Consider the following 25,177-nt stretch of genomic DNA (forward strand, 5'->3'; position numbering starts at 1 on the left):
TACCTGGGGTGCTACATTTGTTTTTTTCAGGGGGAATTACGGGGTGTCCGTTACATATAAGCTTGATCATTTCGAAGGTCCGCTTGATCTGTTGCTTCACTTAGTGGACAAGTCTGAAATTGATATTCAAGACATCTCTATTAGCGAAATTACTGATCAATATATGGAATATTTGCAAAGTATGCAGGAGCTAGAGTTGGATATTACGAGTGAGTTCCTCGTTATGGCGGCTACATTATTATCTATGAAGTCCAAGCAGTTGCTGCCCAAACCTCCTGTTATGGAATGGGAAGACTATCCTGAGTACGAAGAGGAAGAAGAAGATCCTCGTGATGAGCTTATTCGCAAGCTGATCGAGTACCGTAAATTTAAGGGCATTGCTCAACATTTGCGCGAAAAGGAAACCGTAAGAAGTCACATTTTCACAAAGGAAGCCGAGGATTTAAGCACATATTTGCCGTCTGCTCCTGCTAATCCAGTTGAAGGATTGCATGTGGCAGATCTTGTTCGTGCGTTCCAAAAAGCGCTCAGCAAATCTCAGCGCAAAGAGCAAGTAGCAACCATTCATCGTGATGAAATATCCGTTAAGGATCGAATACGCGATATTGTTGGTATGCTCAAGCCTTCAGGAAAAGGAAGTAAGGTCATGTTCTCCAAGCTATTAAGTGAAGAAATGGCACGTCATGAGATTGTGGTCACTTTCTTAGCACTATTGGAGTTAATGAAAACAAAACATATTCGCTGCCATCAAGATCAGCGATTTGAGGATATCGTCATTCAGTGGCAAGGTGAGGTGGACACAGATGAACTTTCAAGAGTTGAAGTCGATTATTGAAGGCCTGCTGTTTATGGCAGGAGAAGAAGGATTAAGTACCAAGCATATGGCCGAAATTACGGAGCAGCGTGTGGAAGTCGTTGAGGAAGCAGTGCAAGATTTAAAAGGAGACTTTGAGCGAAATAAGCGCGGTATTCAAGTTCTTGTGATAGCAGGCATGTATCATTTAGCGACGCTGCCTGAACATGTGCCTTATTTTGAAAAGATGGCGTATTCACCTGCTCGTGCATCTTTGTCTCAAGCAGCGCTAGAGACATTATCCATCGTGGCGTATAGACAGCCGATTACCCGCGTTGAGATCGAAGAAGTGCGTGGAGTCAAGTCTGATCGGGCGATTCAAACGCTTGTTAATAAAGATCTTATTGAAGAGGTTGGCCGTGCGGAGGCGATTGGGCGTCCGATTCTTTATGGTACGACAAAATCATTTCTTGATTATTTCGCTCTTTCCAGCTTGGAAGAATTGCCTGAGGCAGCTCAATTTGAGCAAACAGATGGCTTGGAGGAGGAAACCCAGCTTCTATTCGCGAAGTTAGATAGTAGGCAGCTAACTATTGAAGATGTTGGAGGGAATCAGGAAGATGCAGATTAAATTTCATGGACATGCATGTATTCAAATTACTGGGCAAGAACATTCCATCCTTGTTGATCCTTTCTTGACAGGTAATCCTGTCGCTGTAGAATCTGCAGAAACGATTCAAGCGGATACGATTCTTCTGACACATGGTCATGATGATCATACTGGGGATGCAATCAATATAGCGAAGCGAAACGATGCGACTGTCATTACGATAGTTGAACTTGCAGCTTATTTATCTCTGCAAGGTCTTGAATCCGTTGTGCCTATGAATATCGGCGGTGGCGCCTCATTCCCGTTTGGGGAACTAAAATGGGTGCCAGCTTTGCATAGTTCATCGGCTATTGTGGATGGAGAGATTATTTATTTAGGTAACCCAGCAGGCTTCGTTCTTCAAATGGAGGGCGTAACGATATATCATGCAGGAGATACGGCCTTGTTCTCGGATATGAAACTTATCGGGGAACGATATGCACCGGATATTGCATTTTTGCCGATTGGCAGCCATTTTACGATGGATCCTACGGACGCGCTGCTTGCGGCACAATGGTTACAAGCTAAGGTTGTTGTCCCTATTCATTACAATACGTTCTCGCTTATTGAACAAGATGGACATGAGTATGCTGAGAAGCTAAAGCAGTTCGGTATTAAAGGGATTGTTATGGAGCCTGGCCAAGTGCTGGATACATCTACGTGGCAATTCGTATAGAAGGTATAATGTTTAGTTATTTGTTTGAATGAAATGTTGAAAAAGAGAGCTGTTCCATAGTAGCTAATGCTGCTAATGGGGTAGCTCTTTTTCTATTTTATATGTATTCTTAGTTGCCCTGCATGGAGTTGGATACATGTGGCTATAATACGAGCATTGCAGGAAGAGGGGTGACTTGCAGATGCTCATATGGCTATGGAGCTTCTTGCTTGCTGCGGCAATCGTAATTGGCTTTAATGTGACCGTACTGATGTCTCATCTGGAGGTAAAGCTAGTTATCTCAAAACAGGGCAAGCACGAGCGGGTATGGATTGGGATTAGAGCCGTCTATGGAATCGTTCGTTGGCGATATGAGATCCGCAGCATTCAATTTCAAAATTTTAAGCAAGGGTTCAGTATGAAGTCCAAGCAGAAAGAGCAGTCTTGGGCGGGCAAACACAAAGAACGAATGCGTAATTTTATCGGAGCTGAAACCATTAAGAAGTGGAACAAAGAAATAGTGCGTGTGGTCGCTCGTACATATGGATTTGAAAAGTGGGGTTTACAAACACTAGATCATATTGAAGTGGACAGCTACATATGGGATACCGAATACGGAACGACAAATGCTGCCCATACGGGGATGCTGTATGGATTAGCATGGGCTGTAATTGGTGGAGTAACAGGCTTTATTACCCAACTGCTGACCTTCCGACGCTTACCTGATGTAGAAGTCGTTCCTCGATTTGATTGTCCTGTATTTTCCACAAGGTTTCTGTGCATAGGTCGAATTCGTGTCGTACATGCTATTTTTGCAGTGATTGTGCTCATTTTCCGCATCAAGCGGGCTGAAGGAGGAGTTAAGCAATGGCGGAGCATCCAATCGAAGGCTTGATGCAAGTCGCTCTGGAAAATATTAAAGGGATGATCGATGTTAATGCAATTGTCGGTGATCCTGTACAAACGCCAGATGGTTCTGTCATCATTCCAATTAGCAGGGTTGGTATCGGATTTGCGGCAGGGGGAAGTGACTATCGAATTATTAACGGTGAAAAGTCACAAAATCAAAACCAGCAAGTACATCGCTATCCGCCACAGCAACCGTTCGGAGGAGGAAGCGGGGGCGGTGTATATATGAACCCGATTGGCTTCCTTGTAGTAGGAAAACAAAATGTGCAGGTTGTATCGATGGATAACAATACTCACTTGTTAGAAAAAATTATCGATTCGACTCCGCAAATTATTGATCGACTTGAATCTCTATTTAAGCGTAAAGATAGTCACGCTCAGAAGCAAACAACACATAACCATAACACACATGCCGATTCATAGTGACTGTATGAAATCAAAAGCGTCAATAAACTCGAGCTGTCATTCAGTCGTTTGGCTGAAGCAACATGCGGCTGCGTGGGTATGGCGCTTTTTTTGAACCATTTTACATGGGAATAGCTTGGACAAAATGTTGGACATACGTAGCATCGTATTCGCATACATATGAATTACGGCGTGAGGAGCAGGTCTTATCCAGACTGAACTCCATGTTCTGACATCATGAAGGAGGATTACGAATTAATGATTCATCGGAAGCTAGCAGCCGTCATTGCCCTTGTACTGCTATGGAACCCTATCTTCCAACTGGGTAATGCAGAAGCGATAAAAATGAACGATCAGTATGAAGTTATAACAGTGAGCAAAGAAAAAAAGAAAAGCAATAAGAAGAAAAGCAAAAGCAATTCTTCAGAAGCACCTAGAACGGGAGCAAAAGCGTTTGCCTTAATCGATGTGTCAACTGGCAGGATTCTTCATAGTGATAACGGGGAAACGCGTCTGCCTATGGCTAGTACAACAAAAATTATGACCGCGATTGTGGCGTTGGAGTCTGGAAAGTTAAATGACAAAGTGAAAACGAGTAAGCGCGCAGTTGGCAAAGAAGGATCATCGATATATTTGCGTTTAGGTGAAGAAATGACGCTGCAGCATTTGATATATGGTCTGATGCTTCGCTCTGGAAATGATGCGGCTGTAGCAATCGCAGAACATGTTGGCGGCTCAGAAGACGGCTTTGTTTATATGATGAATCAAAAGTCGGAGGAGCTTGGTCTTGAAAATACGAGTTTTCGCAATCCACATGGGTTGGACCAAAAAGAACACTACACTTCCGCGCATGATCTTGCACGAATAAGTGCGTATGCGTTGCATAACAAGCATTTTCAAACAATTGTAAAGACGAAAGTTAAGGTTGTCCCAAATCCAATTGAAAAATGGGATTACAAATGGACAAATAAAAACAAGATGCTTCGTTTCTACGCTGGAGCGGATGGCGTTAAGACGGGATATACGAGCGATGCGCTGCGTTGTTTAGTAAGCTCTGCTACCCGTAATGGACAACAGCTTGCTGTAGTTACATTGAATGATGGCGATGATTGGAATGATCATCAAGCTTTGCTTGACTATGGGTTTACACACTATCCATTAACGAACGTCATTGAAAAAGGTTATAAACTGGAAGGACAACCATATGAGATGGATGCGTCGTGGAGCTATCCTTTACGTTCAGAGGAACAGTCGAAAATCCAGCAAAAAGTTGAATGGTTTCAACCAAATTCTCTTGATTATCGACTAGGTCATCGTGGCAAGCTATCCATTTGGTTAGAGGATAAGTTGATTGGATCAATACCGATTAAGCAATCAATGCAAATGAAAACAGAACAAGCAGAAGCGAATCAGAGAAATACCCAATAAACATTAAAGAGCTTATTGCTTTATGTGTAGCGCACAGAATCAGGGAGAGGTGAGTGCGCTGGACAAGTTTCACATTAAGTGAATGAGGGGGAGCAGCATGGTTAATGCGATATGGATTTTTATGCTGGTTGTAGGATTTATTGCAGCTGCTGCACAAGGGCGAATCGAAGCTGTAACCGAAGCTGTATTTGATGGTGCTAAGACGGGTGTTACGGTAAGTTTCGGCCTTATCAGCGTTATGGTATTTTGGCTGGGGATGATGCGCATAGCAGAGGATGCGGGCTTGCTAAAGTCATTAGCTAAATTGCTTGGACCTGTGGTGCGTTATTTATTCCCGGATGTTCCGCGCAACCATCCTGCGTTAGGTTTCATTATGTCAAATATGAGCGCCAATTTATTAGGGTTGGGTAATGCAGCTACCCCAATGGGCATTCGAGCTATGCAGGAGCTGCAGAAACTGAATCCTGATAAATCAACGGCCACACCAGCAATGTGTACCCTTTTGGCGATTAACACCTCAAGTATCACGTTAATACCAACCACATTAATAGCCATTCGCATGAACTTTGATTCCGCTAATCCGGCTGAAATCGTTGGAACGACTTTATTAGCTACAATGGTTGCTACAATAGCTGCCATCGCTGCAGATCGTTGGTACCGATCTCGAACAAAAAGCCCGCCGCATACCCAACATCATGAATCGAATTCTGTGCCAGCAGGACCATAGCTTGTTAACAGCTGTCTAATACGGTAATGCGTGTGCAGAAAGGATGATGGAGCTTGTATGCGTTCTTGACAACCATTTCTACTTGGGCGATTCCAGCCATTATCGTCTTCATCCCCCTATACGCATATATGAAGCGAGTTCCGGTGTATGAATCGTTTGTCGAAGGTGCCAAGGATGGGTTCCAGACATCGATCAACATCATTCCGACTTTAGTTGGTATGATGGTCGCCATTAGTGTATTTCGAGCATCGGGTGCAATGGATTGGCTTGTGGGGCTGATGAGACCACTGCTCGATTGGTTCGGAATACCAAGTGAAGTTATGCCATTAGCGTTTCTTAGACCTATTACAGGAGCCGGCTCGCTCGCGTTCACAACGGATTTGATTAAAACGTACGGCCCTGATTCGCTCATTGGTCGAATTGCCTCTACGATTCAAGGAAGTACAGATACTACGTTATATGTGCTAACTGTCTATTTCGGGGCCATTGGTATTCGCAAAGGACGCTACGCATTAAAAGTAGGGCTATTTTCAGATATTGTAGGATTTGTAGCGGCCATTATCATTTGTATGCTTATATTTGTATAATGGATGCGTAAATGTGTTATAATGTGATAGAGACGCCCAGTTTCTAGGTGATATGCACCTAAAACAGGGTGTTTTTTCTTGTTTCGACATGTTTTTATCAGTTTCGCTTGTGGACTTGTTCACGAACGGATATCATAGGTTTGAGGTGAATGACACAAATGGAAGAACGTCTTCAAAAAGTTATGGCGAATGCAGGTATAGCGTCTCGCCGCAAATGTGAGCAATTGATATTAGATGGAAAAGTAGAAGTAAACGGTGAGCTTGTGTTGACACTTGGCGTCAAAGCGAATCCTGATACGGATGAGATTACAGTGAATGGCCGTCCGTTGAGAAAGGCGGCTGAGAAAGTCGTTATCGCTTTCTATAAACCGAAAGGTGTAATTACATCGATGTCAGATCCTGAGGGCCGTAAGACGGTTAAGGATTTTCTTAAAAAGATAAAGACTCGTGTATATCCGGTTGGTCGTTTGGACTATGACACCGAAGGATTGTTAATTCTGACAAACGATGGTGAATTGGCGAATTGGCTGACACATCCACGCCACCACGTTGGCAAGATTTATCGAGCTACGGTTAAAGGTATTCCACATGGCGATAAGCTAGAGATGCTTAAGAAAGGCATTATGCTTGATGATGGAATGACTCAGCCTGCAGAAGTTGAGTATTTCGATGTTGACTTGGAGCAAAATGTCGCAACGATTAGTATGACGATTTATGAAGGTCGTAACCGTCAAGTGAGAAGGATGTTTGAAGCAATTGGACATCCGGTAACGCGTCTGAAGCGTGTTCAATTTGGAAATATTACGCTGCAAGGTCTTGTTCGAGGTAAGCATCGTCTATTGACGAAGGCTGAGATCAACGAACTCAAGCAATCACCTGTCAAAACGGAACGCTTAAAATAACATGCTGGCGTTACAAGATGCGTGAACAATTTGTGGCATCTAATAGCATTTAGCAAACGTGTCGCCCTTCTATGACACATAAATTTCATAAAAAGGAAGATGTGTCCTTGCGTATATGGATTATAATGGACGTGTTCGGTGTAATCGAATTGTTTGAACTGCGCCGCCTAATTGTGAAATTTGTCATAGAAAGGGCGAATTAAGATGGGAAAACGAAATAAATCACTTCAAATGGTTATTCTTGCAGCCATTATACTTCTTGGCGGATTCGCCATTGGTTCGGCTTTATTCGCGAATGATTCAGTTCCTGTTGTAGGAAGTAAAGTTCCGAATATAAAGCTACAGCAATTGAATGGGGATGTGCAAGAGCTTGCTGATCTAAAAGGCGAGGCCATTGTGCTGAATTTCTGGGGTACATGGTGTGAGCCTTGTACACGTGAGATGCCAGCCTTTCAACGTGCTCATGAGGAATGGAAAGACAAAGGCGTTTCTATTATAGCTGTCAACAATGGTGAAGATCCGATTACTGTAAACAACTATGTTAACGCTATGAATATTACGTTTCCTATTTGGCTGGACAGTAAGAAATCAGCTGCCAAAGCGTATGGTATTCGACCACTTCCTACCACTTTCTTTATTAAGCCGGATGGTACCGTACACAATATCATATTAGGTGAAGTAGAAGAATCTGTGCTGCAGACACAGATAAAGGAAATTACTAGCTAACCAAGTGCATAACGCAAGGGGGCTACATCCTTGGAATTTCAAAATACGAAATGTGAATGCGGGCATCAAAACCCCACTCAGACAATACTATGCGAAGCTTGTGGTAAGCCTTTACATGAAAGTGATATGGAAACATCAGTATTAGAAATGAGATATGATGGTGTTGCCCGAAAATCTCAAAAAGCAAATCCAAGTGTGATTGACCGTGTGTGGAATTTTTTCTCTTCTGTAAAAATAGCAGTTGTCATCATTATTATTACACTCATTGGTGCGTCGCTGGGAACGATTTATCCTCAAGAGAGCCAGTTCATCAACTTTGATCCCTCGACTTACTACAAAGAAAACTACGGTACGATAGGACATATTTATTACTTACTCGGATTGTCACATACATACGAATCATGGTGGTTTATAACGTTGCTTGTTATGATTGGTGCTTCATTGGTCATTTGCAGCTTGGATCGGGTATTGCCACTTTATCGTGCCCTACACAAGCAAAAAATTCGCAAGCATGATCAGTTTCTGCGTCGTCAACGCATCGTCTATGAACAGCAATTTCCTGAAGCTATGAATCAGGAGGATTGGATACAGAAAGCTAAGAAGGCTCTTAAGCGCAAAGGCTATCGTGTCTATGAGCAGGATGGTGCAATACTAGCGGAGAAGAACCGTTTCAGTCGTTGGGGGCCGTATATTAACCATATTGGGTTAATTATTTTTTTATTAGCTGTGCTGGCTCGCAGCATTCCTGGCTGGAATTTAGAATATTATGCAGCTTTTCCGCATAACGAACCACGCCCGATCGAGAACACTCCCTATTATTTGGAAAATAATAAATTTACCGTTGAATACTATACGTTAGAAGAAATGCCAGAACAGTTTGCAAAGGAAGGTCGTGTCATTCCTAAACTGTTTGAGACACAAGCTACCTTATACCGTTGTGCGGCCAATTGTGATGAACCTCTGGCAGAACCAAAGTTGGAGGAAGTTTATAAACATAACATAAGGGTAAATGAGCCGTTGAAGTATGAAGATCTGATGATATTTCAATATGATTTTGATCTGACACCAAAGCTTGTTGCTGTTAAGCCTGTACTCAAAAACACGAAGACAAACGAAGTATACGGTTCTTTTGAATTAAAAATAAGTAAGTCCGAACCGAAGTATATCGTTGGCCCATATACATTGGAGCTTCGTGAGAAATACATGGACTTTGACTTAGGCAAGGATGGCAAGCCAATAACGAAAACTCCTAATCCTAATGCACCAGCATTTTTATTCATGATCAAAGGACCAGGATTGGAAGAGACAGGTGAGCCATACTTCTACTTCCCGCTTCAGAAAGACAAACAGCGTTTCCGTGAAGATGTGTTGAATAAGGATATTATGCAAAAAATTCAAATCGACGTTCAATCTATGGCAGATGTCACCATCCAAGAATCTTTAAGCTACTTGAATGTTCGAATCGAAAAGGCTCTCCCTTATATTTGGGTGGGAGCGGGAATATCTATGATTGGTTTGGTCATGGGCTTCTATTGGCAGCATCGACGCATTTGGCTGCGACTAAATGGGAAGCAATTGCTGCTCGGGGCACATACGAACAAGAATTGGTATGGAATGCGTAACGAAGTAGCTCGCATATTGCGAGAGACAGATCTTGAAGTCGATGTGAATGCTATTGATCGTGGAGGGGACAAGTCATGAACATATTAGAGTTCAGCCAGAACTCCTATTTAACTTCCTTTTTCCTTTTTTGCTTCGCCCTTATTTTATATGTTTTTACTTTAGCAGGACGCAGAAAAAATCAAGAAGCACATCTTAAAAAATGGGGAACGATTTCTTTTGCCGTTACTGTATTAGGGTTTGTTGCTCAACTGGTTTACTTTATAACACGGTGGATAGGTTCAGGGCATATTCCACTTAGTAATATGTACGAATTCATGTCATTTTTGGCGATTATGATAGTAGCAGCTTATATTGTCATGCATTTCATTTATCGTTCAGCTGCACTTGGATTGTTTGCAGTTCCGTTGGCTATTTTAATGATGGGATATGCTTCTGTGTTTCCTAACGAAGTTCAGCCATTGATTCCACAGCTCAAATCCATTTGGCTTATTTTGCACGTATCGATGGTGGGTGCGAGTGAAGCGTTTTTTGCAGTCGGTTTCGTAGCTGGGATTATGTACTTGGTTCATACGATGCGCTGGGATGATGCTTCAAAGCGTAAATCTCAGATCGCATTGGAATTCAGTTTGTTCACCGTCATTATCATTTTAGGGTATGTTGTTGCTGTTTTCGGCTATCGTGCAGCTGGTTATGAGGTGGAATTGCAGCGCACGGTTGAAGTGGTTGAAACAATAGACAACAACACACAAATTAATAATAAATCGGATTCTATTTCCTACACATTGCCACCGATTTTTGCAGCTTCTAATAGTAAGGTTGTTGGAGATGAGAAGTTTTTAGGAATGCAGCTTCCGCTTATGGAAGTTCCAGCAGCGATGGATAGTCATAAGACTGCACGTAAGATGAATACGGTGACTTGGTCTCTGATGTCAGGCTTATTGCTTTATGGACTGATTCGATTAATTATTCGCAAGCCTATTGCCAAAGCACTTCAGCCTCTTCTTCGCGGTATGAATGCCGACGATCTGGATGAGATTAGCTATCGGGCAACAGCAATAGCATTCCCAGTCTTTACGCTAGGCGGCCTTATTTTTGCGATGATTTGGGCACAAGAGGCTTGGGGGCGATTCTGGGCATGGGATCCGAAGGAAGTATGGGCATTAATTACTTGGTTGTTCTACAGTGCGTATCTTCACTTGCGTTTATCACGCGGCTATCATGGTGAGAAGTCGGCGTGGCTAGTCGTTATTGGCTTTATTATCGTTATGTTTACATTGGTTGGTGTGAATTTGCTAATTGTCGGACTTCATTCATATGCAGGGGTGTAAACCTAAGGAATTATGCAGTATGATATAGAGGAACGTATTGTTAGTGGTGTTGAAAGGGGAGTCAGTCATGTCAGAACAAATAAATCGCATTCTTGTCGTGGATGATGAGGAACGTATTCGGCGATTGTTGAGAATGTACTTGGAAAAAGAAGGGTACGAAATTGATGAGGCAGAAGATGGGGAGGAAGCTTTGAACAAAGCGGTCAATGATGACTTTGACCTCATCCTGCTCGACTTAATGCTCCCAGGTATAGATGGTATAGAAGTATGCACAAGACTTCGTCAAGTAAAAGCTACACCGGTCATCATTCTCACGGCTAAAGGGGAAGAGATGAATCGCGTGCAGGGCTTTGAAGTAGGAGCTGACGATTATGTGGTCAAGCCATTCAGTCCACGTGAAGTCATTTATCGTGTGAAAGCGGTACTTCGCCGTTCTTCTGCTACGGCCTTTTTGACGAATGATCCAAAGACAAGCAACAATATCGTGTTCCCTAATCTAATTATTGAACATGATGCTCATCGAGTTACGGCAGGTGGACAGGAAGTTAGCTTGACTCCTAAAGAGTATGAACTGCTTCATTACTTGGCAGTTTCACCTGATAAAGTATTTTCACGCGAAGAACTATTGAAAGATGTTTGGAATTACGAGTTCTTCGGGGATTTGCGTACGGTGGATACACATGTAAAACGTTTGCGTGAGAAATTAAATAAAGTATCTCCTGAAGCAGCTACCATGATTACAACCGTGTGGGGAGTCGGCTATAAATTGGAGGTACCGAAGTAAGTGAAACTTTGGCGAAGTGTAGTTGGTAAGCTATGGATCACGATCATTGGATTGGTTGCTACGATCCTACTATTTTTAGGTGTGTACCTTCTCCCGTATATCGATAGTAATTTTGCGCATCCGAATGATGTAAAACGGCTATTTGTATATACGGCAATAGTAGGGTTTTCGCTAACAACATTTTTTGCCTTTTTTCTGTTTACGAAGATTACACAACCGATGCGCTTGCTGAAGTCGGCTGCAGAAACGATTCGTCAAGGAGACTACTCTTCGCGAGTCGTACCTATTCGCTCTACGGACGAAATAGGTGAACTCGCGCAGACATTCAATCATATGGCAGAAGAACTTGATTTAGTCATTCAAGATTTGCAACATGAGAAAGAACATTTATCAAGCATACTGCGCAGTATGACGGATGCGGTTATTACGTTCGATGCAGTAGGATGTGTGCTATCCACCAATCCTCAAGGCCAAGCACAACTTGAGAAATGGAATACGCTTGAATGGAACGAGATGGAGGAGTATGAGCTGGATCAGTCCGTGCCAGGCCCACTGCGTCCACTGTTTCATGAAGTGATAAGCCAAGCGGTAGAGGTAACGACACGTATTCATGTGAAACAAGAAGTGTGGTCTGTTGTAATGGGACCTCTGCATAATGTTAATGGTGTTCGTGGCGCTGTTGCTGTACTGCGAAATGTGACAGAAGAAGTTCGCTTGGAGAAAATGCGAAAAGACTTTATCGCCAATATCTCTCACGAGATTAGAACGCCATTATCGATGCTTCAAGGCTATAGTGAGGCGTTACTGGATGATATTGTTACTTCTCCAGAGGAAAGACGAGAGCTTGTACAAGTTATTCATGACGAGTCCCTCCGTATGGGACGGCTTGTGAAAGATTTATTGGATCTTGCTCGTATGGAAGCTGGCCACCTGCAAATGCATTGGGCAGAAGTAGATGCTAATGAACTCATCCATCGTGTTATACGGAAGTATTCCGTATTAGCAAAAGAACAGGCCATTCCACTAGGAGTGGAACTTAAAGCCAAGCGATATATTTTGGCTAAAGCCGATGAGGATCGTTTGGAGCAAGTATTAACGAACTTGTTGGATAACGCCTTTCGGCATTCGCAGGCTGAGCAATTGATACAAATTGAGACGGAAGTAATTGCAGACTCGAGACAAGAATGGCTTGTTATACATGTTCGTGATCATGGTCAAGGAATTCCATCTCAAGACTTATCGTATATTTTTGAACGATTCTATAAAGCAGATAAAGCTCGTACACGCGGAGTTACGGGTGGAACTGGATTGGGTCTCGCCATCGTCAAAAATATTGTTGAGGCACATCAGGGTAAGATTGAAGTGAGCAGCAAGGTAGGGGCGGGAACGACCTTTTCTATTTCATTGCCGTTCGTCATCGTTAATTAACTTAAGTCTAAGTATTAGATTTAGAAGGAACCTTTACAGCAATAGTCGATAGAACTGTTGCTGTAAAGGTTCTTTTTTGCTTTATGAAAGTAGTAGAAGTTGACGAACGGAACAGAATCACGAAATAAGATTTGTCGACAAGTAAGGGGTAAACAGCAAAAATGACGTCTGCCGTAGTCAGACGTCATTTTTGCGTTGTAAATCTTGTTGTTCGTGGAACAGTACGTAATTATAAATTAGTTAAGATAATAAAACATAAATAGTGCTAAGTTTATTTATTTTGATTCGCTGCGTGTTCTCGTATTATTGGAATACAATTTCTTTTGCTTTATTAATTTGAGGTGTTGTTTTCAATTGTTCAATAACTTCTTTTGGAACAGCACGATCTACGGACAATACCATGATAGCTGATCCGCCGACAATTTTACGTCCAACTTGCATCGTTGCGATGTTGATATCGTTGTTGCCTAGCAATGTACCTACAGAACCGATCATACCTGGCTTATCATTGTGCTTCACCAATAACAGATGGCCTTCTGGTGCAACATCTACTGGGTATTTATCGATTTGAACAATTCGCTCACCATAACCATTCAATAGGGTACCAGCAACTAGACGCTCATCTTCGTTCGTACGAAGGGTAACTGTAATTAAGTTCGTAAAGCCTTTTGCAACATTAGACTTTTGAACAAGAATATTAATATCGCGAACTTTAGCTAAGTGCATCGAGTTAACAACATTAACATTCGAGCCTAGATGCTGCTGCAATACTCCCTTAACAATATAGCGAGTCAAAGGTTGAGTATCTACTTCTGCCAATTCACCGGAATAGTTAACGATAATCTCAACAACTGGACCTTTAGACAATTGAGAAACAAAAATACCTAGCTTCTCACCCAACTCAAAGTAAGGTTGAATTTTGTTTAATACATCCGCTGGAACTGGAGGCATATTGACTGCATTTTTAAATGGTTGATCTCTTAAGATACAAATTACTTGTTCTGAAACGTCGATTGCAACATTTTCTTGAGCTTCAACGGTGGATGCGCCTAGGTGAGGTGTAACAATGATGTTGGGATTACTCAAGAATGGATGATCAGGTGCAGGCGGCTCAACTTCAAACACGTCAAATGCTGCACCAGCTACGATACCGCGATCAATAGCCTCAACGAGTGCCAACTCATCAATGACACCTCCGCGAGCACAGTTAATAATGCGCATACCAGGTTTCATGACTTCAAATTGAGGTCTTGCAATCATATGTTTCGTCTCAGGGGTAAGTGGTGTATGAACCGTAATAAAATCAGCTTGTCGGATAATATCATCGACAGATCCTAGCTTGATGCCTAGCTTGTCAGCTCTTTCATCTGTCATGAATGGATCATATCCAATGATGTTCATGCCGAATGCTTTTGCACGCTTAGCCACTTCGCTTCCGATACGTCCCATTCCCAATACACCAAGCGTCTTGTTGCGCAGCTCCACACCTAAGAATGACTTGCGATCCCATATTCCCTTGATCGTCTTTTCATAAGCTTGAGGAATGTGTCGTGCGATAGCCATCATCATCGCAAAGGCATGTTCACAAGTTGTGATTGTATTTCCATCCGGAGCGTTTATAACAATAATACCACGCTGTGTAGCTGCTTGTAGATCAATATTATCGACGCCAACACCAGCGCGTCCGATTACCCGCAATTTTGTGCCAGCTTCCATGATGCGTGGAGTTACTTTTGTTTGGCTGCGAACGAGCAGTGCATCATATTGCCCAATAATTGCTACGAGTTCATCTTCAGATAAACCGGTATTTTTATCTACCTGTATATCTGGAGCATCCATTAATTGCTGGATTCCGAAGTCGCTAATCGGATCCGATACCAATACTTTAAACATTGTAGTTCCTCCCTTTTGTGCACCTATATAATTGTGAAAAATATAAAAAAACTCTCATCCACATACTACTTCCGTAGTAAGGGACGAGAGTTTAGATCGTGGTGCCACCCTAGTTCGTTGTCCGTTCACACGGTCAACCTTGTCATCTCTAAGAGATGAGAATGGTAACGGATTCTAGCCGATTGGACCTACTAATACTCAACAGAAGTAGAAAGGTTCAGCCCAATTACTCGGGAACGCTAGAGCAAGATCATCCACCACCGATTCGCACCTTCCATCGGCTCTCTGTAAGCTTCATAACTGCTCGTTTCCTTCATCGTACTTTTACGAACATGAAATTTTTTCTAACTTTAACACGGTTCAGAAATCGTGTCAATCATAACAATTGCCAAATTCGCAGAAGTTGTCAGATCACTTCCTAATTCCTGTAGTTGTACGAGTATTCTTGTATTTGATATGATACATTTATGGCTTATTATCGACAAGAACAGCCATAAGCTACATAGAACAGTAGGGATGGAATGAAGCAAAAGTGGAAAGCGTTCAAAGAACAGCAAGCACGAATTGGCGAATTGGATGATCGAACGTTACTGTTGAATTTATATTTGACTCAAGCGATTACACTTATCATTGGGGTTGTGTGGATATGGTTTCAACAGCGCAATCCATTTGAACTGCTGCAGTTGCCAAGTCACGCTCAGCCCTGGTTGTGGGGAATCGGCCTGGCGGTAATTGTAATAGTCGTTGACTTGCTAATCTCCAGATTCGTTCCAGATGATGTTACCGATGATGGAGGTGTAAATGAGCGGCTGTTCCGCGATCGGCCAGTCTGGCATATATTTATCATAGCGCTAATCGTCAGTATTTGTGAGGAACTGCTGTTTCGTGGTGCGATTCAATTCGCGATAGGGCCTTATTGGACGAGTATTTTATTTGCAGCTATACATGTTCGTTATTTACGACATTGGGTTCCTACCGCTCTTGTGTTTAGTATTAGCTATGCGATGGGTCTAATGTATGAATGGACGGGATCACTTTGGGCGCCGATTATGGCGCATTTTGTAATTGATTTTGTTATGGGATTAATATTGCGTTATCGGAGGGAAGCATGACCGAGCAAGAACAACTTTATAGAACAGATTTAGAACCAACCCCTCAGAGACGTAGAACGTATGCGATGAAGTCAGAACATAGCAGCAGTCAAGCATTAAAAGCACTAAAGCTGCTTAAAAAAAGCAATACGGAACATGTTCAGGTGGAGGATACTACAGAACAAGGTTTGCCTGCTGAAGCTATGCATGAGTTAATCGCAGCTAGGGAAGAAGAAGATCGTACACTTCCCCCACGCAGTGCGCTGTATCCATCAAGCTCTGGGCGATTATCGAAGTGGTTTTATAATCTTTTGTTTATTTTATTTGTTGCCTTATTAATTGCTTTATTAATATGGGGACGTCAGATTGTGGAGGGATCGTAACGGATGACAGGCCTAGCTGCCGAGATTTTACTCGTTGTATGCGCAGCTATCATTGGTGCGGGTCTAATATTGATATTGCTGATGCTTAGTATGAAAAAGGAAGCAAGCAGTTTTACCGTTACGGAAGAAGAAGTTTTTATTAATGATTTACCGCATACTTGGGATGGTGCAAGGCTGTTCTTGATTACTGATTTGCATAGGAGACCGTTCACTGCTGAGCATGTAAGTCTCGTCGCTCGTCATCCAAGTGCAGAGCTTGTATTGTTGGGCGGTGACATTATTGAACAAGGTGTAGCACTTGAACAGGCTATGACAAGTATTGATCAATTAAGTAAGATTGCGCCTATTGTGATGGTTCATGGTAATCATGATCACAAGTATAATACTGCTCAGCTGGATGCTGAACTTACAAAAGTCGGAGTCAAAATATTAGATAACACAGCAATGCGCCTTGTGAAGGATGGGGAATCGATTTGGCTGTGTGGGATCGGTGACAGCAGCAGCGGATATGCTGATGTGAGATCAGCATTTGCACCATCCAATTCAGAACCAAGCTGTGCGATCGTATTAGCTCATGATCCGGTAGTTATTCGCGAGAAGTTGCCTTCTTATGTGAAGCTGGTACTGACAGGGCACACTCATGGTGGACAAATTAGACTGCCGATTTATGGACCGTTAAGATTAAATCATTTTTATCGTCGATATTTGTCTGGATGGTATGAGATTATTTCCAAACACGTCCCGAATCACGCTTATCGGTTGTTTATTAGTAACGGATTTGGTACATCACATGTGCCGATGCGTTGGAATGCTAAGCCACAGGGTCATTTTATTACGTTACGGCGTTGCCCATAGCTTCCTTAATTTGAAGCGCATGTAGAGACGGAAATCAACCCACACTAAGAACTGATCCTATCATAGTAAGGAGGGAACAGTAGTGAGGGTGACGACGTTTCTTACAGGGTTGACGATTGGGGCATTGGCTGGTATTTATTTAGCAGATCGCCGCTCATTTGAGCAATTGCAGTCTAAGCTGCAAACTGCAGGGGATGTAGTAAATGATGTAGTAGGTATGGCAAAAAATCGAGTTGTGGAGACTGCGCTCGATTCGTTCGCACAAAGCTCAAGCTCTGTGGGCAGCACTCAAGTGAAAGCCAACCAGGTTTCAACGGCTGCTGCTGTATCGAAAGAGCATCATACTCCGCGTCTTGATCAGATTAAGGAATTGATTGATCGGGACCCGGAAGTAAAACGACAAGTAGATGCCATTCTGCGTGAGAGTGGAGCTGCACGCGCCTTAAGCGCAAGTGAAACTCATGTGCCTGCTGTAGTGGCGCATGAAGCTGCAAAATCGAGCCAAAAAACATCTGCACATCATCAATCGTCTCATTGAAAGCGTAAGAAGGAACGTGCTCCTCGTGCCAAACGGATACGTAGGAAGCATAGTTCATGAGTGATTAACTAAACAATGCACTAGGCTAAGAAGATGCCACTTCTGAGAAGATCAGAAGTGGCTCTTTATATTTTATCGTGTATGATATTGATCATGGAAGATCATTTTAATACGTGCAAAACGTTGGAAACCATGATAACATGAATTACATAGAACTATTTTCAGCACATATTATATGTTGCTTCATAATCTGTTATAACCGATGTTGTAAAGGAGGGTCCTGTCATGAAAATCGAACGTTTAAGTCAAGATAAGATTCGTATTTTCCTTACGTTTGATGATTTATCAGAGCGCGGGATCCAGCGGGATGATCTGTGGCGAGAGATGTCAAAGCTACAGGATCTGTTTGCCGAGATGATGGATCAGGCCTATACCGAACTCGGATTTGACGCAACGGGCCCGCTAGCTGTTGAAGTATTTGCTATGCCAGCACAAGGAATGGTTGTTATTGTAACTCGAACTCGTCTTGATAACTTGAATATTTCAAGTCATGACGATGAAGATATGGAAGGCGTATATGAAATGGAAGTTACGTTAGAGGAGAGCGATACCGTGTTGTTTGCTTTCCGTGACTTTGAACATTTTATTGATGCTGCTCACGAAGTCAATGGTCGTTTCGACGTGTCGGGCGCACTATACCTATATAATGGTCAGTATATGTATCATTTGGACGGCGCTTCCATAGAACAGAGCCGTTTGCAAGCGCTTGTCGCTTTGCTGGCGGAGTTTGGTGAGGCAACCTCAGTAACGACTGCAGTGTTGGAAGAGTATGGGTCATGCATTATGCCTGAGCATGCAATTACCCTGACGTGCGAATACTTCAAACCGCGCGGGACATAAGTGTATGTCTGGTTTAGTAAGAGTCCTCGGTCAATGATCGAGGACTCTTTTTTTGAGTAATTACATGCTCGTTATTGTGTTAAAATAAATACAATATGTTGCTAGTATATGCATAGCAGTTGGATATGGACACTGTTGGGTTGCAGCATGTGATTCCGTAGGAGGTTAGAGATGGCTGTGTTAGATATGCTCCACCAGATGTCATTATCCATGAATACGATGCAGTCAAATGAAATATCCACCCCTTTATTTTCGCTTATTACCGCGGCAGTAGCGCCTGGAATTGCACTTTTGGTTTATTTTTATTTGAAGGACCGATATCATGCTGAACCCATACATGTAGTTGTACGCTTATTCTTAATCGGATTTCTTATCGTTTTGCCGATTATGATTATTCAGCATGGATTAGTATTGTCATGGGGTAAACAGCCATTTGTATTTTCTTTCGTCATTTCTGCTTTCGTTGAAGAGGGAGTAAAGTGGTTTGTCTTGTACCATATGATTTACAACCATGTAGAATTTGACGAACATTATGATGGCATTTTATATGCGGTAGCCATATCCTTAGGATTTGCTACAATCGAGAACATCTTATATGCATGGCTGAATCAAGCTTCATTTGCTTTTTTACTTATGCGTGCCTTGCTGCCTGTATCTGGTCACGCGCTCTTTGGGGTGCTGATGGGTTATTATATGGGTAAAAGCAAATTTACAATGGAAAAAGACAAGAAGAAGTTGCTTGCTTTTTCTTTCCTCGTACCATGGTTCTGGCATGGCGTATATGACATTATCTTGATGACGATGACAAAGTATTGGTTATGGTTTGTTGTTCCTCTTATGGTATTCCTTTGGTATTTCGGTATGGGAAAGGTGAGAAAGGCAAATGCTGGATCGCCGCTTCGTATGGTAAAGCATGAAGAGGATCCAAGTCAGTTTAGACCATGAAAAAAATGGTAACACTGAACTCGTACTGTTTATTCCGTAGAGGGAGTGTTACTGTGCGAGTTAAAGTCACAATAAGATGCAATTTATGTGGGGAAAAATTTATCTTGCGAGGCAAACGCGAGAAAGGCAAGATTGAAACAGGATTTAAGCAGTGCCTATGCGATAATCGCGAGCACTTTGCTGTAGAAGAACAAGCTGAATAGAGCGTGACGATGGATGCCATGGCATGTATAATCTGAATCCATTTCCAGCACAATACTAACACGATTAACTTGGAGCTGTGAAAGGAGACGTTTGTACGATGTATAAACGATTTAGTGCCGTGATGTTTCCGATCGTCACGCTTTTGCTTATTGGTGCAGTAGTGTGGGGGTATCAAGAGAATCAAGAAAAAACTGCAATCTTGCTAAAAGCTGAGAATCAGTATCAGCGTGCTTTTCATGACTTAACGTTCCATGTAGATAAACTGCATGACCAAATTGGTCAAACGTTGGCCGTCCATTCATCTTCGCAAGGGATGCAGCGCAAAGGACTAGTCAATGTGTGGCGTTTAACTAGTGAAGCGCAAAATGAGATTAATCAATTGCCTTTGACCCTCCTTCCTTTTAGCGAAACGGAAGATTTCTTATCTCGCATATCTAGTTTCTCGTACCGTGCAGCAGTTCGTGATATGACGAAGGAACCGCTGACGGATGACGAAGTGAAAACGTTAAAGACACTCTATGCGAACTCGGCTACGATATCAAAAGATCTTGAACAGGTTCGAACAAAAGTACTGAGCAACAACCTTCGCTGGATGGATGTAGAAGTAGCGATGGCAACCGAAAATGAGCAATCCAATAATACGATTATTGATGGTTTTAAGACCGTTGATAAAAAGGTAAATGAATATCCTGAAATTAACTGGGGGCCGTCCGTTTCCAGTATATATACGAAGCGTTCTGTTCGAATGCTGCAAGGACCGCCAGCTTCACAAGAAGAGATGAAGAAGAAAGCGCTTGAATTAATGAAACCGCATTCGGTTACAAATGTTCGGGTTAAAAAGAACGGCAATAGCCAAGAACATGAAACGTATACGGTAAGCGCTGATCATAAGCACGGAGACGGCGGCATTATGATTGACTTTACGAAGCAAGGTCAAGCAATGTCTTATATGGATACAAGAACTGTGAAAGGTTCTCGTGTGTCCATAGAGACGGCTGAATCTAAAGCTGAAAAGTATCTGGAGAAGCATGGATATGATGATTTTGAGGCAGTTCGATATCATGACCACCAAAATATCGCTAGCTTCACGTTCGTACCTGAGAAGCAAGATGTTTATTTATACCCTCAGCAAATTCAAGTAAGAGTAGCACTGGATAATGGTGATATTACAGGGATTCAAGCAACAGATTATCTCTATGGATCAGAGGAAGTGAAATCGGTTTCCTTGAAGCCGAAGTTAACAGAAGCAGAGGCGCTAAAACGATTGAACAAGGATATAAACATCGAAGACAGTAATTTGGCTGTTATAAAAAATGAATTGTCGAAGCCTGTACTATGCTATGAGTTTGTTGGTAAACAAGGAAATCAAAAGTACCGAGTCTATATCAATGCAAACACGGGTGAGGAAGAATCAATTGAAACATTGAAGTAATGTAAGCGATAACGACGAAGAGGAATCGAAGGAAATCGCCTTATCAATTGGATAGGGCGATTTTTTGTGCACATCTGTGACTTTTATACTATATATTTATGGAGCTAAAGTATCTTGAATGGTATAATTAGGGCGGAGGGGAGTCCAATTATGTTTCCAACTATTAATGATACTTTAATCATTCAAACTGATTCTGCCAATCATCCAGGGGACTATAAGGCGCGTGTGCTGGATTTGGATGATACGCACATATGGATCGAAATTCCGCTAAATCACGATACAGGTAAATACGGGATATTTGTGAATACGGAAGTGCTGCAAATTCGCTATAGTAAACATGAAGGCACCGTATTTCAGTTTATGTCTAATATCGTTGCTCGAAAGGAAGCTGGTGTAAGAATGTTTGGCATTAGAAAGCCAGCTGCCGAAGATATTCGTTCGTCTCATCAGCGTTCCTTTCTAAGAGTAAATGCAGAATTGGAGATTGCAGTTCGTACGAGCAGTGGACAAAAGCTGTTGGCTATTACCGAAGATATAAGTGGTGGAGGGATGTCGTTTACTGTCCCAACACAAAACGAAACGATCCAATTGGAGGAGCAGATACACTGCTGGATGGTTGCTCCTTTTCGCAATGGTGAATATGAACATATTCCTTTTGTAGCTGAAGTGATACGTATTGTGCAGGAGGATGAATTTGCTGCGAAGAGATTAATTATGATTAAGTTCCATCAGATTAGTGCATCTGATCAGCAGAAAATAATCCGTTTTTGTTTTGAAAGACAGCTCGTCCAACGTCGTGTATAAACATAAGTAATTTACTGAAATTGCACATACATAACATGCGTATACATAAGTTTGTTAGTATTTCCGCACACTAATCCCAATTATTCTATGGTTAGGGTGTGTCAAGGTGAAGAACAGTGAGCAAGAGCAATTGCCTTTCGGTTCTGAGAAGCATGAGCAATGTGAAGAAGACGAAATGGCTAATGCTCGTCGTCAATGGATGTGTCGGATAGATAAGTTGAGCTCAAGGCTGCTGAAATTACTCCTAATCGTTAGTTTGTTCGGGGTTATTACTCAAGTTAGTATGCATATCCCTCTATTTCGGAACTGGTTTAGCCTAGTAGAGAGACTTGAAGGTGTTCCATACAAATAAATGCAAAGCCGGCGGAGAAGCAAATCTTGTGCTGAATTCACTGTTCATATCGGTCTTTGGGCCTTTTGCATCCTTTTTAGAAGGTGTGGTATAATTTTTACGTCTGCAGGCAATGCCTGCTTTTTTATTGAAACTCATGAAACATAGTGAAGTGTCATCGGATAGAAAGGGGTAGACTCGTTGAAGCAAGCGTCACGATCCACTCAAGCAAGAATTAATATTGCCATCGACGGGCCAGCAGGCGCAGGCAAAAGCACAGTTGCACGACATGTTGCTCGTGAACTTAGTTATGTTTATATTGATACAGGAGCAATGTATCGAGCTGTTGCGTTACATATGAATCGGAGAGGCATCTCTCCAGACGAGCCTGAACGAGCTACTGAGGAAATGAAGCAGTTACAGGTGGAACTAATACCCGGTGACGATCGACAATCTATATTGTTAAATGGCGAAGATGTTACGGAATTAATTCGTACACCTGAAGTAAGCCTTCAAGCCTCTAAATTTGCTCAAATTGCGTTAATTCGAGAGACGCTCGTTCATATGCAGCGTCAACTCGCGGAACGCAAAGGCACGGTTATGGATGGCAGAGACATTGGTACGCATGTGCTGCCGCATGCAGAACAGAAGTGGTTCTTAACTGCTACGGTGGAAGAGAGAGCCCGCCGCCGCTATGTGGAATGGCAGGGAAAAGAACAAATTACGATGGAACAGCTCATAAAGGATATTGCTGAACGTGATCACCAAGATGCTACACGCGCCATCTCACCTTTAAAGCAAGCCGACGACGCTATGTTGTTGGACACAACTTATATGAGCATTGATGAGATTGTTCAACGCATGGTTAAGCAAGCTAACTCCATATTGGATGGTGAGTGATAGGCATATGTTCTATACATTCTGTAAAAATCTTTTATATGTTCTTTATCGCTTTTTCTTCCGATTGGAAGTGAAAGGGAAGCATCATGTGCCGCAGACAGGTGGCGTTGTACTATGTGCCAATCATATAAGTAATTTTGATCCTCCTACAATCGGCATTGCTTTAAAGCGAAAGGTTCGATTTATGGCTAAGGCGGAGCTGTTTAAAGTACCTGTTCTTGGTTCTATTATTTCAGCACTAGGTGCTTTTCCAGTCAAGCGGGGCGGTGTAGGTAAGGAAGCAATTAAGACCGCTTTCCAGTTGTTGCGCTCAGGCGAAATTATGGGGATATTTCCTGAAGGAACTCGAAACATGTCGGGGGATGTTGCAGCTAAAAAGGGTGCAGCCATGATTGCGCTGAAAAGTGGTGCAGCAGTTGTTCCAGTTTCGATTTCCGGCTCGTATAAGCTTTTTGGTAAGGTAACTGTAACTTATGGTCCGCCAATTGACATGCAGGATTTGCTTGATGCCAAAGATAGCGATATGCTAGAGCAAGCAACGGAGCGGATTATGAAGCATATTTATGCTTTAATCGATTCCAAGTCGCAAGAGCAGTAAGATTATGCATGAATTATAGGTCGACGTTTAATACTATTGGTATTATTTTCGAATTTATGTGTGTAAGCCAAGTCGTTATGGACGCTGCTATATCAAGCAGCTTTCTATAAATGGGGTTCTAATCGAGGAGGTATGGACATGTCTGAAGAAACGAAACAAGTTGAAACCGTAACTGAAAATGCTACTGAACAAACGGTGGACAGCATCGTGACTTTGAAAAAAGGAGATACCGTCAAAGGCACGATTGTCAAGATTGATGACAATCAAGCGTATGTAAGTATTGGATATAAATACGACGGCATTATTCCGGTTCGCGAATTATCATCGGTATCAGTAGAGAAAGCTTCTGATGCTGTAACAATTGGTCAAGAAGTTGAAGCTAAAGTTGTCAGCATTAATGATGGCAAAGAAAGCTTGATTTTGTCGAAACGTATTATCGATAGCGAATCTGCATGGGAAACGTTGCAAGCGCGCTTCGAGAACAGAGAAGTATTCGAAGTAACGGTTGCTGATGTTGTTAAAGGTGGCATTGTAGCAGATGTTGGCGTTCGTGCCTTTATCCCAGCTTCCATGGTAGAACGTCATTTTGTAGAAGACTTCAGCGATTATAAAGGTCGTACTTTGCGTGTGAGAGTTAAAGAGGTTGATCGCGAGAACAACAAGCTTATTCTTTCTCAGAAAGATGTGCTTGATGAAGAGTTCGAAGCAAGTAAAAAGCAAGTGATCGAAGGTCTTAAAGAAGGTCAAGAACTTGAAGGTACTGTACAGCGTTTAACTCAATTCGGTGCATTTGTTGATGTAGGCGGGGTTGACGGCCTTGTTCATGTATCCGAATTGGCGTGGCAGCATGTTGAGAAGCCTGCTGATGTTGTACAAGAGGGGCAGCAAGTACGAGTTAAAGTACTTAAGGTTGATCCGGCTAATGGCAAAATCAGCTTGAGTATGAAAGCTACTCAACCTGGCCCATGGGAACAAGCTGGAGGCTCCATCAATATCGGTGACGTATTGACTGGCGTAGTAAGACGTTTGGTTGCATTTGGCGCTTTCGTTGAAGTAGCGGCGGGTGTGGAAGGATTGGTGCACATCTCCCAAATTTCACATCGTCATATTGGCACTCCCCATGAAGTCTTGAAGGAAGGTCAAGAGGTTCAAGTTAAAGTATTAGACTTCAACCCTGCTGAGAAGCGTGTTAGCTTAAGCATCAAAGAAACAGAAGAGGCACCAGCTCATACTGAGAAACCTGAGAAAAAGGTAAAAGAAGAGCTGAACAATCCAAATGTTTCCTTGAGCAATGAGACGATGAGCTTCACATTGGCTGAACGCTTCGGCGACAAGTTGAACAACTTGAAATAATAAGTA

At 42.4% G+C, this 25,177-nt stretch carries 27 protein-coding genes and 1 other annotated feature; of the genes, 26 read left to right on the forward strand and 1 reads right to left on the reverse strand.

The window, feature by feature from the left end; all coding sequences use genetic code 11:
* Window positions 1-43: 43 nt before the first annotated feature.
* From FPZ44_RS07120 to FPZ44_RS07185, 14 genes are all read left to right on the forward strand, one after another.
* Complete coding sequence (locus tag FPZ44_RS07120; RefSeq protein ID WP_144988696.1) at window positions 44-835, forward strand: segregation and condensation protein A; 792 nt, start codon at window positions 44-46, stop codon at window positions 833-835.
* Window positions 804-1,424 carry an SMC-Scp complex subunit ScpB gene (gene scpB, locus FPZ44_RS07125; RefSeq protein WP_144988698.1) on the forward strand — a complete coding sequence of 207 codons (621 nt, stop codon included), beginning with the start codon at window positions 804-806 and terminating at the stop codon, window positions 1,422-1,424. Before FPZ44_RS07120 ends, scpB begins: the two co-directional genes overlap by 32 nt.
* Complete coding sequence (locus FPZ44_RS07130; protein WP_144988700.1) at window positions 1,414-2,118, forward strand: metal-dependent hydrolase; 705 nt, start codon at window positions 1,414-1,416, stop codon at window positions 2,116-2,118. Before scpB ends, FPZ44_RS07130 begins: the two co-directional genes overlap by 11 nt.
* Before the next feature lie 181 nt (window positions 2,119-2,299).
* Entirely contained in the window at window positions 2,300-2,992 is a 693-nt protein-coding gene (locus FPZ44_RS07135; protein ID WP_144988702.1) for a DUF2953 domain-containing protein, read from the forward strand.
* Window positions 2,965-3,429 carry a GerW family sporulation protein gene (gene ytfJ, locus FPZ44_RS07140; protein ID WP_144988704.1) on the forward strand — a complete coding sequence of 155 codons (465 nt, stop codon included), beginning with the start codon at window positions 2,965-2,967 and terminating at the stop codon, window positions 3,427-3,429. Before FPZ44_RS07135 ends, ytfJ begins: the two co-directional genes overlap by 28 nt.
* Before the next feature lie 240 nt (window positions 3,430-3,669).
* Window positions 3,670-4,839, forward strand: a complete 1,170-nt coding sequence (locus FPZ44_RS07145; RefSeq protein ID WP_261378239.1) for a D-alanyl-D-alanine carboxypeptidase family protein — start codon at window positions 3,670-3,672, stop codon at window positions 4,837-4,839.
* Between the two features lie 97 nt (window positions 4,840-4,936).
* On the forward strand, window positions 4,937-5,566 hold the full coding sequence (locus FPZ44_RS07150) for a nucleoside recognition domain-containing protein (protein ID WP_144988706.1): 630 nt from the start codon (window positions 4,937-4,939) through the stop codon (window positions 5,564-5,566).
* A gap of 53 nt (window positions 5,567-5,619) precedes the next feature.
* The gene (locus FPZ44_RS07155; protein ID WP_028593491.1) at window positions 5,620-6,153 is read left to right on the forward strand and encodes a spore maturation protein; all 534 of its coding nucleotides are present in this window, start codon (window positions 5,620-5,622) and stop codon (window positions 6,151-6,153) included.
* Window positions 6,154-6,311: 158 nt separating this feature from the next.
* A complete protein-coding gene (locus FPZ44_RS07160; protein ID WP_144988708.1) occupies window positions 6,312-7,055 on the forward strand; it encodes a pseudouridine synthase in 744 nt (247 codons plus the stop codon).
* 204 nt (window positions 7,056-7,259) lie between these two features.
* Entirely contained in the window at window positions 7,260-7,781 is a 522-nt protein-coding gene (gene resA, locus FPZ44_RS07165) for a thiol-disulfide oxidoreductase ResA (protein ID WP_144988710.1), read from the forward strand.
* A 30-nt stretch (window positions 7,782-7,811) separates the two neighbouring features.
* Window positions 7,812-9,482: a cytochrome c biogenesis protein ResB gene (gene resB / locus FPZ44_RS07170; RefSeq protein WP_186785945.1), complete on the forward strand. Its 1,671-nt coding sequence runs from the start codon at window positions 7,812-7,814 to the stop codon at window positions 9,480-9,482.
* A complete protein-coding gene (gene ccsA, locus FPZ44_RS07175) occupies window positions 9,479-10,732 on the forward strand; it encodes a cytochrome c biogenesis protein CcsA (protein WP_144988712.1) in 1,254 nt (417 codons plus the stop codon). The genes resB and ccsA overlap by 4 nt, the downstream gene beginning before the upstream one ends.
* Window positions 10,733-10,799: 67 nt before the next feature.
* Window positions 10,800-11,516, forward strand: coding sequence for a response regulator (locus FPZ44_RS07180; RefSeq protein ID WP_028593496.1), 717 nt, complete (start codon window positions 10,800-10,802; stop codon window positions 11,514-11,516).
* A complete protein-coding gene (locus tag FPZ44_RS07185) occupies window positions 11,517-12,944 on the forward strand; it encodes an ATP-binding protein (RefSeq protein WP_144988714.1) in 1,428 nt (475 codons plus the stop codon). It begins immediately after the preceding gene.
* Between the two features lie 303 nt (window positions 12,945-13,247).
* On the opposite strand, the gene serA is transcribed toward FPZ44_RS07185, so the two are convergent.
* Complete coding sequence (gene serA, locus FPZ44_RS07190) at window positions 13,248-14,837, reverse strand: phosphoglycerate dehydrogenase (RefSeq protein WP_144988716.1); 1,590 nt, start codon at window positions 14,835-14,837, stop codon at window positions 13,248-13,250.
* A 76-nt stretch (window positions 14,838-14,913) separates the two neighbouring features.
* Window positions 14,914-15,163: a binding site (T-box leader), on the reverse strand.
* A 195-nt stretch (window positions 15,164-15,358) separates the two neighbouring features.
* Here serA and FPZ44_RS07195 point away from each other — a divergent pair.
* The 12 genes from FPZ44_RS07195 to rpsA all read left to right on the forward strand — a co-directional run bounded on the left by FPZ44_RS07195 (window position 15,359) and on the right by rpsA (window position 25,171).
* Window positions 15,359-15,949, forward strand: coding sequence for a CPBP family intramembrane glutamic endopeptidase (locus FPZ44_RS07195; protein WP_144988718.1), 591 nt, complete (start codon window positions 15,359-15,361; stop codon window positions 15,947-15,949).
* A complete protein-coding gene (locus tag FPZ44_RS07200) occupies window positions 15,946-16,311 on the forward strand; it encodes a hypothetical protein (RefSeq protein WP_144988720.1) in 366 nt (121 codons plus the stop codon). The genes FPZ44_RS07195 and FPZ44_RS07200 overlap by 4 nt, the downstream gene beginning before the upstream one ends.
* Window positions 16,312-16,314: 3 nt before the next feature.
* Entirely contained in the window at window positions 16,315-17,166 is an 852-nt protein-coding gene (locus FPZ44_RS07205; RefSeq protein ID WP_144988722.1) for a metallophosphoesterase, read from the forward strand.
* Between the two features lie 82 nt (window positions 17,167-17,248).
* Complete coding sequence (locus FPZ44_RS07210; RefSeq protein ID WP_144988724.1) at window positions 17,249-17,704, forward strand: DNA-directed RNA polymerase; 456 nt, start codon at window positions 17,249-17,251, stop codon at window positions 17,702-17,704.
* A 285-nt stretch (window positions 17,705-17,989) separates the two neighbouring features.
* Complete coding sequence (locus FPZ44_RS07215) at window positions 17,990-18,604, forward strand: genetic competence negative regulator (protein WP_144988726.1); 615 nt, start codon at window positions 17,990-17,992, stop codon at window positions 18,602-18,604.
* Between the two features lie 219 nt (window positions 18,605-18,823).
* Complete coding sequence (gene prsW, locus FPZ44_RS07220; RefSeq protein WP_144991729.1) at window positions 18,824-19,549, forward strand: glutamic-type intramembrane protease PrsW; 726 nt, start codon at window positions 18,824-18,826, stop codon at window positions 19,547-19,549.
* Window positions 19,550-19,850: 301 nt separating this feature from the next.
* Window positions 19,851-21,185, forward strand: a complete 1,335-nt coding sequence (gene ypeB, locus FPZ44_RS07225; RefSeq protein WP_144988728.1) for a germination protein YpeB — start codon at window positions 19,851-19,853, stop codon at window positions 21,183-21,185.
* A 150-nt stretch (window positions 21,186-21,335) separates the two neighbouring features.
* Window positions 21,336-21,989, forward strand: coding sequence for a flagellar brake protein (locus FPZ44_RS07230; RefSeq protein ID WP_144988730.1), 654 nt, complete (start codon window positions 21,336-21,338; stop codon window positions 21,987-21,989).
* 106 nt (window positions 21,990-22,095) lie between these two features.
* Window positions 22,096-22,341 (forward strand): hypothetical protein, encoded by a 246-nt coding sequence (locus FPZ44_RS07235; protein WP_144988732.1) that lies wholly within the window; start codon window positions 22,096-22,098, stop codon window positions 22,339-22,341.
* A 180-nt stretch (window positions 22,342-22,521) separates the two neighbouring features.
* The gene (cmk, locus tag FPZ44_RS07240; protein WP_144988734.1) at window positions 22,522-23,220 is read left to right on the forward strand and encodes a (d)CMP kinase; all 699 of its coding nucleotides are present in this window, start codon (window positions 22,522-22,524) and stop codon (window positions 23,218-23,220) included.
* Between the two features lie 7 nt (window positions 23,221-23,227).
* Window positions 23,228-23,818: a lysophospholipid acyltransferase family protein gene (locus FPZ44_RS07245; RefSeq protein WP_144988736.1), complete on the forward strand. Its 591-nt coding sequence runs from the start codon at window positions 23,228-23,230 to the stop codon at window positions 23,816-23,818.
* Window positions 23,819-23,956: 138 nt separating this feature from the next.
* Entirely contained in the window at window positions 23,957-25,171 is a 1,215-nt protein-coding gene (gene rpsA, locus FPZ44_RS07250; protein ID WP_144988738.1) for a 30S ribosomal protein S1, read from the forward strand.
* The last annotated feature ends 6 nt before the right edge of the window (window positions 25,172-25,177 follow it).

Origin of the sequence: Paenibacillus agilis, assembly GCF_007786455.1 — a bacterium.
GTDB lineage: Bacteria > Bacillota > Bacilli > Paenibacillales > Paenibacillaceae > Paenibacillus_B > Paenibacillus_B agilis.

What these genes read in the sequence shown, in the direction of transcription:
- FPZ44_RS07205 (WP_144988722.1), top strand. Translation starts at nt 16,315, where the DNA reads ATGACAGGCCTAGCTGCCGAGATTTTACTCGTTGTATGCGCAGCTATC.
- prsW (WP_144991729.1), top strand. Translation starts at nt 18,824, where the DNA reads ATGCAGTCAAATGAAATATCCACCCCTTTATTTTCGCTTATTACCGCG.
- FPZ44_RS07145 (WP_261378239.1), top strand. Translation starts at nt 3,670, where the DNA reads ATGATTCATCGGAAGCTAGCAGCCGTCATTGCCCTTGTACTGCTATGG.
- FPZ44_RS07130 (WP_144988700.1), top strand. Translation starts at nt 1,414, where the DNA reads ATGCAGATTAAATTTCATGGACATGCATGTATTCAAATTACTGGGCAA.
- FPZ44_RS07200 (WP_144988720.1), top strand. Translation starts at nt 15,946, where the DNA reads ATGACCGAGCAAGAACAACTTTATAGAACAGATTTAGAACCAACCCCT.
- ypeB (WP_144988728.1), top strand. Translation starts at nt 19,851, where the DNA reads ATGTATAAACGATTTAGTGCCGTGATGTTTCCGATCGTCACGCTTTTG.
- FPZ44_RS07160 (WP_144988708.1), top strand. Translation starts at nt 6,312, where the DNA reads ATGGAAGAACGTCTTCAAAAAGTTATGGCGAATGCAGGTATAGCGTCT.
- scpB (WP_144988698.1), top strand. Translation starts at nt 804, where the DNA reads ATGAACTTTCAAGAGTTGAAGTCGATTATTGAAGGCCTGCTGTTTATG.
- ytfJ (WP_144988704.1), top strand. Translation starts at nt 2,965, where the DNA reads ATGGCGGAGCATCCAATCGAAGGCTTGATGCAAGTCGCTCTGGAAAAT.
- FPZ44_RS07245 (WP_144988736.1), top strand. Translation starts at nt 23,228, where the DNA reads ATGTTCTATACATTCTGTAAAAATCTTTTATATGTTCTTTATCGCTTT.
- rpsA (WP_144988738.1), top strand. Translation starts at nt 23,957, where the DNA reads ATGTCTGAAGAAACGAAACAAGTTGAAACCGTAACTGAAAATGCTACT.
- ccsA (WP_144988712.1), top strand. Translation starts at nt 9,479, where the DNA reads ATGAACATATTAGAGTTCAGCCAGAACTCCTATTTAACTTCCTTTTTC.
- serA (WP_144988716.1), bottom strand. Translation starts at nt 14,837, where the DNA reads ATGTTTAAAGTATTGGTATCGGATCCGATTAGCGACTTCGGAATCCAG.
- FPZ44_RS07135 (WP_144988702.1), top strand. Translation starts at nt 2,300, where the DNA reads ATGCTCATATGGCTATGGAGCTTCTTGCTTGCTGCGGCAATCGTAATT.
- FPZ44_RS07215 (WP_144988726.1), top strand. Translation starts at nt 17,990, where the DNA reads ATGAAAATCGAACGTTTAAGTCAAGATAAGATTCGTATTTTCCTTACG.
- FPZ44_RS07195 (WP_144988718.1), top strand. Translation starts at nt 15,359, where the DNA reads ATGAAGCAAAAGTGGAAAGCGTTCAAAGAACAGCAAGCACGAATTGGC.
- resA (WP_144988710.1), top strand. Translation starts at nt 7,260, where the DNA reads ATGGGAAAACGAAATAAATCACTTCAAATGGTTATTCTTGCAGCCATT.
- FPZ44_RS07180 (WP_028593496.1), top strand. Translation starts at nt 10,800, where the DNA reads ATGTCAGAACAAATAAATCGCATTCTTGTCGTGGATGATGAGGAACGT.
- FPZ44_RS07150 (WP_144988706.1), top strand. Translation starts at nt 4,937, where the DNA reads ATGGTTAATGCGATATGGATTTTTATGCTGGTTGTAGGATTTATTGCA.
- FPZ44_RS07230 (WP_144988730.1), top strand. Translation starts at nt 21,336, where the DNA reads ATGTTTCCAACTATTAATGATACTTTAATCATTCAAACTGATTCTGCC.